This window comes from Enterobacter sp. K16B (assembly GCF_020216105.1).
Classification (GTDB): domain Bacteria; phylum Pseudomonadota; class Gammaproteobacteria; order Enterobacterales; family Enterobacteriaceae; genus Enterobacter; species Enterobacter sichuanensis.
This window is the reverse complement of sequence record NZ_JAIWJZ010000161.1, coordinates 1-8,292: the sequence shown is the minus strand read 5'-3', so window position 1 is coordinate 8,292 and position 8,292 is coordinate 1. Positions and strand designations below refer to the sequence as shown.

General features: G+C 53.6%; 8 protein-coding genes. 4 read left to right on the top strand and 4 right to left on the bottom strand.

Annotation, left to right across the window (positions count from 1 at the left end; all coding sequences use genetic code 11):
- Positions 1-53 precede the first annotated feature (53 nt).
- From LDK53_RS21790 to map, 4 genes are all read right to left on the bottom strand, one after another.
- Positions 54-443 carry a DUF3461 family protein gene (locus LDK53_RS21790; RefSeq protein ID WP_008501916.1) on the bottom strand — a complete coding sequence of 130 codons (390 nt, stop codon included), beginning with the start codon at positions 441-443 and terminating at the stop codon, positions 54-56.
- 111 nt (positions 444-554) lie between these two features.
- Entirely contained in the window at positions 555-1,379 is an 825-nt protein-coding gene (dapD, locus tag LDK53_RS21785) for a 2,3,4,5-tetrahydropyridine-2,6-dicarboxylate N-succinyltransferase (RefSeq protein WP_008501915.1), read from the bottom strand.
- A gap of 32 nt (positions 1,380-1,411) precedes the next feature.
- Entirely contained in the window at positions 1,412-4,087 is a 2,676-nt protein-coding gene (glnD, locus tag LDK53_RS21780) for a bifunctional uridylyltransferase/uridylyl-removing protein GlnD (RefSeq protein ID WP_225288054.1), read from the bottom strand.
- Between the two features lie 63 nt (positions 4,088-4,150).
- Positions 4,151-4,945, bottom strand: coding sequence for a type I methionyl aminopeptidase (gene map, locus LDK53_RS21775; protein WP_013095652.1), 795 nt, complete (start codon positions 4,943-4,945; stop codon positions 4,151-4,153).
- A 321-nt stretch (positions 4,946-5,266) separates the two neighbouring features.
- Between map and rpsB the strand changes: the two genes are divergently transcribed.
- From rpsB to LDK53_RS21755, 4 genes are all read left to right on the top strand, one after another.
- Complete coding sequence (rpsB, locus tag LDK53_RS21770; protein WP_013095653.1) at positions 5,267-5,992, top strand: 30S ribosomal protein S2; 726 nt, start codon at positions 5,267-5,269, stop codon at positions 5,990-5,992.
- 117 nt (positions 5,993-6,109) lie between these two features.
- Complete coding sequence (gene tsf / locus LDK53_RS21765) at positions 6,110-6,961, top strand: translation elongation factor Ts (RefSeq protein WP_008501911.1); 852 nt, start codon at positions 6,110-6,112, stop codon at positions 6,959-6,961.
- Between the two features lie 151 nt (positions 6,962-7,112).
- Positions 7,113-7,838 (top strand): UMP kinase, encoded by a 726-nt coding sequence (gene pyrH, locus LDK53_RS21760; RefSeq protein ID WP_003856194.1) that lies wholly within the window; start codon positions 7,113-7,115, stop codon positions 7,836-7,838.
- A 167-nt stretch (positions 7,839-8,005) separates the two neighbouring features.
- Positions 8,006-8,292: ribosome-recycling factor (locus LDK53_RS21755; protein ID WP_225288053.1), on the top strand; the 287-nt coding region annotated here is incomplete at its 3' end.

Genomic DNA, 8,292 nt, shown 5'->3' with positions numbered 1-8,292 from the left:
CTCCCTCTCCCTGTGGGAGAGGGCCGGGGTGAGGGCATCAGGCCGCACCCAACTTATTTGTTGCGAGTTAATTTCTCAAGATCCGCTTCAATCTCGCTGATCTTGTTAGTGACAACGCTTTCCAGATGACGCAGATCGTCAAGGATCTTACGCTTGAGATCAACTTCAGTACGGTCGCGCTGGCAGATCTGATCGAGTTCATCGATCACATAGCGCAGGTTAGGGCTGATTTCCTGTACTTCTTTGTAACCCTGTCCTACGCCGTCAGCAACGACGGTCTTACGCTGGCGTGGATATTTAAACTTCACGCTTTTGGCGAAAAACTCGCCTTTATCCTTGTGAAAATAGATTTTCAAAATATCGTTATTGGCTTCCTGACGGAGGCTGTAACGATCAATTTCATCAGGATTGGTAATGCCCAGACTTTTCAGATTATCGTACATAGCGGTACCCTTGATCTCAACATAACCTTTGAATAATTAACGAAAAAATCTACTTTCGCCACCCTCAGATACAAAAAAAGCGGGGTTGCCCCCGCTTTTTGTTATACCCGATTAATCGATGGTACGCAGCAACTCATTGATGCCGACTTTACCGCGGGTTTTCGCATCCACTTTCTTCACGATAACCGCACAGTACAGGCTGTATTTACCATCTTTAGACGGCAGGTTGCCGGAGACCACCACAGAGCCTGCCGGAACGCGGCCGTAATGCACTTCGCCGGTTTCGCGGTCGTAAATACGGGTGCTCTGACCGATGTAAACGCCCATGGAGATCACGGAGCCTTCTTCAACGATCACGCCTTCTACTACTTCAGAACGCGCGCCGATGAAGCAGTTGTCTTCGATGATGGTCGGGTTAGCCTGCAGTGGCTCCAGAACACCACCAATGCCCACGCCGCCGGACAGGTGAACGTTTTTACCGATCTGCGCACAGGAACCGACCGTCGCCCAGGTGTCTACCATCGTACCTTCATCAACGTAGGCACCGATGTTCACGTAGGATGGCATCAGCACGGTATTGCGTGCGATGAATGCCCCCTGACGTACCGCCGCTGGCGGTACCACGCGGAAGCCTTCTTTCTGGAAACGCGCTTCGTCGTAGTCAGCGAATTTCATCGGCACTTTATCGAAGTAGCGGCTTTCAGCTCCGTCGATAACCTGGTTATCGTTGATACGGAAAGAGAGCAGCACGGCTTTTTTCAGCCATTGATGAGTGACCCACTGACCGTCGATTTTTTCTGCCACGCGCAGGGCGCCGGAATCCAGCAGGGAAATCACCTGGTTTACCGCTTCACGGGTCACGGTATCCACATTTGCCGGGGTAATCTCGGCGCGACGCTCAAAGGCGGACTCAATAACGTTCTGTAACTGCTGCATGGTTTACTCTTTCCATTTCACTAAAAAACACGTCACCCTTTATCGTTTGGATTGAGGGCTGCTGTCAACCGTTGTTGCACTTCAAGTTGCAGGTCATTATTAAGGGCACGCCGGTCCGCTGTGGCGATTATAAATAAATCTTCTACTCGCTCGCCAATGGTTGTAATTCTTGCCCCATGAAGCGAAATTCCCAGATCGGCAAAAACCTGGCCGACGCGAGCAAGTAGCCCTGGCTGGTCGAGCGCGATCAGCTCCAGGAACGATTTACGGTCGGTGTGGGTCGGCAGGAAATTGACCTCGGTATCGACGGTAAAGTGGCGCAGCTTCGCCGGCTGGCGACGCGGCTGCGGCGGCTGCCAGCTGCGCTGGGTAATCGCCTGTTCCAGACCAAAGCGTATTCCTTCATGTCTGTCAGACGACAGCGGGCTGCCGTCCGGCTCCAGTACAATAAAGGTATCCATCGCCATGCCGTCGCGGGTCGTGAAAATCTGCGCATCGTGAACGCTCAGATTACGCCTGTCCAGCTCGGCGCACACCGCAGCAAACAGATAGGGACGGTCCGGGCTCCAGATGAAAATCTCCGTCCCACCGCGCGTGGCCTGTGGGCTGAGCAGGATCATCGGCTGTGACAAGTCATGCCGGAGCAGGTGCCGCGCATGCCACGCAAGCTGGTTTGGGCTATGGCGGACAAAGTAGTTAGCGCGACAGCGGGCCCAAATCTGGTGTAACGCCTCTTCATCAATGTTGTCCATACGCAGCAGCGCCAGGGCCTGGAGCTGATGGTGGCGCACACGCTCGCGCATGTCCGGGGTATTTTGCATCCCGCGACGCAGCTGTTTTTCCGTCGCAAAGTAGAGCTCGCGCAGCAGGCTCTGCTTCCAGCTGTTCCACAGCGTTTCGTTGGTGGCGCAGATATCGGCCACCGTCAGGCAGACCAGATAGCGCAGACGGTTTTCTGTCTGAACCTCCTCCGCAAACTGCTTGATGACCTCTGGATCCTGAATATCACGACGCTGGGCGGTGACCGACATCAGCAGGTGATGGCGTACCAGCCAGGCAACCAGCTGTGTTTCGCGTGAGTTCAGGCCGTGCAGTTCGGCAAATTTCAGCACATCCTGCGCGCCCAGGACCGAATGGTCACCGCCACGACCTTTGGCGATGTCGTGGAAGAGGGCGGCAATCAGGATCAGTTCCGGATGAGTAAGGCGCGGCCATAATTCCACGCACAGCGGGTGACGGGAGCGCGTCTCTTCTTTCGCAAAGCTCTCCAGCTTGAGCATAACGCGAATGGTGTGTTCATCCACCGTGTAGGCGTGGAACAGATCGAACTGCATCTGCCCGACAATGTGCGACCACTGCGGCATATAGGCCCACAGCACGCTGTGGCGGTGCATCGGCAGCAGACCGCGGCTGACGGCGCCCGGGTGGCGAAGCATGCTCAGGAACAGCGATCGGGCTTCCGGGATATAGCACAGCGGCTCCGTCAAATGACGGCGCGCATGGCGCAGATGACGCAGGGTGGTGGAGTAGATCCCGGTGATGGTGCTGTTGCGAACCATGGTGTAGAACATCCGCAGGATCGCTTCCGGCTCGCGAATAAACAGCGTTTCGTCGCGCAGATCGATAAGCGTGCCGCGCAACTGGAATTCGTCATCAATCGGGCGCGGTTTTTCGTCCGCCGTCAGCGCCAGGATGGCCTCGTCGAACAGCTGCAGCAGCATCTGGTTGAGCTCGGTGACGCGGCGGGTGACGCGGAAGAAATCCTTCATCATGTGCTCAACCGGCTCGTTTCCTTCACCGCTGTAGTTGAGGCGCTGGGCAACGCTGAGCTGGCGGTCAAACAGCAGACGGTTATCGTAGCGGGTGACTTCCAGATGCAGGGCGAAGCGAATGCGCCACAGCAAGTGCAGACACTCGTTGAGCTCGTTACGTTCGGCCTCGGTTAAGAAGCCAAAGCCTACCATTTCATCCAGCGAGGTGGCGCCAAAGTGGCGCCGGGCGACCCACTGTAAGGTGTGGATGTCGCGCAGGCCGCCAGGGCTGCTTTTAATATCTGGCTCAAGGTTATAGCTGGTGCCGTGGTAGCGCTGGTGGCGCTGGTTTTGCTCCTCGACCTTCGCCGCGAAGAACTTTTCTGACGGCCAGAAGCCGTCGCTGAAGATGTGTTTTTGCAGCTCCAGGAACAGCGCGACGTCGCCAATCAGCAGACGGGTTTCAATCAGGTTAGTGGCCACGGTCAGGTCCGATAACCCTTCCAGCAGACACTCTTCCAGGGTGCGCACGCTGTGGCCGACTTCCAGTTTGACGTCCCAGAGCAGGGTCAGCAGTTCGCCAATCTTTTGCGCCTGTTCGTCCGGCAGCTTTTTACGGCTTAAGATCAGGAGATCGATATCGGAAAGCGGGTGCAGCTCTCCGCGGCCATAGCCCCCGACGGCAACCAGCGCCACATCACTGATTTGCCCAAATCCGTAATCGATCCACAGACGCTGCAGCAGCTGATCGATAAATTCGGTACGCGCTTCGATCAGTTGCTCGGCGGAGATACCGGCATCAAACGCGCTGCCCAGCCAGCGCTGGAAGACATCCATATGGGCTTTAATGCCGGCGCAGTTCAACTCGTTCTGCGGCCAGACGCCCGGGTTGTCGGGCTGATCGGGGAGGGTGGGAAGTGCTGTGTTAGCATACTGTTCGGGTAAAAGATTACTCATCGCGTGCCACCCATAAGAAAAAACTATAGCCATTAAAAAAGCCGGCATTTGCCGGCTTTTTTATCATTCATCGTGCGTCAGTATCGCCGGGATGGTGTCATCCTTGCGCAACGTCATAATTTCGCAGCCGTTGTCTGTTACCACAATAGTATGCTCGTACTGTGCAGACAAGCTTCTGTCTTTGGTTTTCACCGTCCAGCCGTCTTTCATGGTACGGATGCGGTAATCACCGGCGTTGACCATCGGTTCGATGGTAAAGGTCATGCCTTTTTGCAGCACTACGCCGCCGTCATCCGCATCATAATGCAGAACCTGCGGCTCTTCATGGAAGACGCGACCAATGCCGTGCCCGCAGTATTCACGCACCACGGAGAAACCTTCTGCCTCGACAAATTTCTGAATTGCCGCACCGATGGTACGCAGGCGAATGCCCGGTTTCACCATTTTCAGCGCCAGGTAGAGGCTCTCTTGCGTCACTTTACACAGACGCTCGCCAAGAATCGTTGGCTTGCCCACGATGAACATTTTTGAGGTATCACCGTGGTAGTCATCTTTGATAACGGTGACGTCGATATTGACGATGTCGCCATCTTTCAGCAGTTTTTCGTCGTCCGGGATACCGTGGCACACCACTTCATTAATGGAGATGCAGACGGATTTCGGGAAACCGTGGTAGCCGAGGCAGGCGGAAACCGCGTGCTGCTCGTTCACGATATAGTCATTACAGATGCGGTCCAGCTCACCGGTGCTGACGCCCGGCTTCACGAACGGCTCGATCATTTCCAGCACTTCCGCGGCCAGACGACCGGCGACGCGCATCTTTTCAATTTCTTCAGGGGTCTTAATAGAGATAGCCATGTAATCTGTCCATCGGTGTCGATTTTTTCGACAATACTAGTCTAAGTGTTGTCAATGGTATCAGTCAGGCACACCCCGTGCCAAATTGAGAATCATTAACAGCACACTCCGCCAACAACTGTTGGTTTATGGCGGCGTTTTGTGGTATAAAGCGCGCCGGACTTCCGATCCATTTCAGATACACAGGCTGGACGGAAGCGACAAATCTCACTTTGTGTAACAACACACACGTATCGGCACATATTCCGGGGTGCCCTTTGGGGTCGGTAATATGGGATACGTGGAGGCATAACCCCAACTTTTAATATAGAGGTTTTAAACATGGCAACTGTTTCCATGCGCGACATGCTCAAGGCTGGTGTTCACTTTGGTCACCAGACCCGTTACTGGAACCCGAAAATGAAGCCTTTCATCTTCGGCGCTCGTAACAAAGTTCACATCATTAACCTTGAGAAAACTGTACCAATGTTCAACGAAGCCCTGGCTGAGCTGAACAAGATTGCTTCCCGTAAAGGTAAGATTCTGTTCGTTGGTACTAAGCGCGCTGCAAGCGAAGCTGTGAAAGATGCTGCTAACAGCTGCGACCAGTTCTTCGTGAACCATCGCTGGTTGGGCGGCATGCTGACTAACTGGAAAACTGTTCGTCAGTCCATCAAACGCCTGAAAGATCTGGAAACCCAGTCTCAGGACGGTACTTTCGACAAGCTGACTAAGAAAGAAGCGCTGATGCGCACTCGTGAACTGGACAAGCTGGAAAACAGCCTGGGCGGTATCAAAGATATGGGCGGCCTGCCAGACGCGCTGTTCGTAATCGATGCAGACCACGAGCACATCGCAATCAAAGAAGCTAACAACCTGGGTATCCCGGTATTCGCTATCGTTGATACCAACTCCGATCCGGACGGTGTTGACTTCGTTATCCCGGGTAACGACGACGCAATCCGTGCTGTTAGCCTGTACCTGAGCGCTGTTGCTGCTACCGTTCGTGAAGGCCGTTCCCAGGATCTGGCTTCTCAGGCGGAAGAAAGCTTCGTAGAAGCTGAATAATAAGGTTTTACCCCTTATTAGTACCGTGTATGAATAGGGGCCCATTACCGGCCCCTTTTTTCAATTTACACTGTTTGGCCCCCGGCCGGGCAGTTCACATCTCCCGAGGATTTAAGAATGGCTGAAATTACCGCATCCCTGGTAAAAGAGCTGCGCGAGCGTACTGGCGCAGGCATGATGGATTGCAAAAAAGCGCTGACTGAAGCGAACGGCGACATCGAGCTGGCAATCGAAAACATGCGTAAATCCGGTGCGATCAAAGCAGCTAAAAAAGCAGGCAACGTTGCTGCTGACGGCGTGATCATCACTAAGATCGACGGCAACTACGGTATCATTCTGGAAGTTAACTGCCAGACTGACTTCGTGGCAAAAGATGGTGGTTTCCAGGCATTTGCTAACAAAGTTCTGGACGCTGCTGTTGCAGGCAAAATCACTGACGTTGAAGTTCTGAAAGCACAGTTCGAAGAAGAGCGTGTTGCGCTGGTTGCTAAAATCGGTGAGAACATCAACATCCGTCGCGTTGCTTCTCTGGAAGGCGACGTTCTGGGCTCTTACCAGCACGGTGCACGTATCGGTGTTCTGGTTGCGGCTAAAGGCGCTGACGAAGAGCTGGTTAAACAGCTGGCTATGCACATCGCTGCAAGCAAACCAGAATTCGTTAAGCCAGAAGACGTGTCTGCTGAAGTGGTAGAAAAAGAGTACCAGGTTCAGCTGGACATCGCGATGCAGTCTGGTAAACCAAAAGAAATCGCAGAGAAAATGGTTGAAGGCCGCATGAAGAAATTCACCGGCGAAGTTTCTCTGACTGGCCAGCCATTCGTTATGGATCCAAGCAAGTCTGTTGCTCAGCTGCTGAAAGAGCACAACGCTGACGTGACTGGCTTCATCCGCTTCGAAGTGGGCGAAGGCATCGAGAAAGTTGAGACTGACTTCGCAGCAGAAGTTGCTGCAATGTCCAAGCAGTCTTAATGATTGAAAAGGAGCCGCCTGAGGGCGGCTTCTTTTTGTCACCCGTCAGACGAAAATCAGACAGGATCCCGTATCGCTGTGCTGATATGCGACATACTATGTCGCCAGAATTAACCCCCATCTTAATCGTTGACAGTCTCAGGAAAGAAACATGGCTACCAATGCAAAACCCGTGTACAAACGCATTCTGCTTAAGCTGAGTGGCGAAGCACTGCAGGGATCGGAAGGCTTCGGTATTGATGCAAGCATCCTTGATCGCATGGCACAGGAAATCAAAGAACTGGTCGAACTGGGTATCCAGGTTGGCGTGGTCATTGGCGGTGGCAACCTCTTCCGTGGTGCTGGTCTGGCGAAAGCGGGGATGAACCGCGTTGTAGGCGACCACATGGGTATGCTGGCAACCGTCATGAATGGTCTGGCAATGCGTGATGCACTGCATCGTGCCTATGTGAATGCCCGCCTGATGTCCGCGATTCCACTGAATGGCGTGTGCGATAATTACAGCTGGGCAGAAGCCATCAGCCTGCTGCGCAACAACCGCGTGGTGATCCTCTCCGCCGGTACGGGTAACCCGTTCTTTACGACCGATTCCGCTGCCTGCCTGCGCGGTATCGAGATTGAAGCCGATGTGGTACTGAAAGCGACCAAAGTCGATGGCGTGTTTACTGCCGACCCGGCAAAAGATCCTTCTGCCACCATGTACGATCAGCTGAGCTACAGCGAAGTACTGGAAAAAGAACTGAAAGTGATGGATCTTGCCGCCTTCACGCTTGCTCGCGACCACAAACTGCCGATCCGTGTCTTCAACATGAACAAACCTGGCGCACTGCGTCGCGTGGTCATGGGTGAAAAAGAAGGCACTTTGATCACGGAATAATTTCCGTTGACGATAAATACAGGTAAGATTCCGCTTTATTTTGTAGTGGTATCTTACCCGGACGCGCCTTTGGCGTTGTCATGAATTAAACGCGACTATACTTAGCACACCTGTAGCGCTGTGCTGGCGGATAGTCTGCCTGAGACAAGTTTTCAAGGATTCGTAACGTGATTAACGACATCAGAAAAGATGCTGAAGTACGCATGGAAAAATGCGTAGAAGCGTTCAAAACCCAAATCAGCAAAATCCGTACTGGCCGTGCTTCCCCAAGCCTGCTGGATGGCATCATCGTAGAGTACTACGGTACGCCAACTCCGCTGCGCCAGCTGGCAAGCGTTACCGTAGAAGATACCCGTACGCTGAAAATCAACGTATTCGATCGCTCTATGGGCCCGGCGGTTGAGAAAGCGATTATGGCGTCTGACCTCGGTCTGAACCCAAGCTCTGCAGGCGC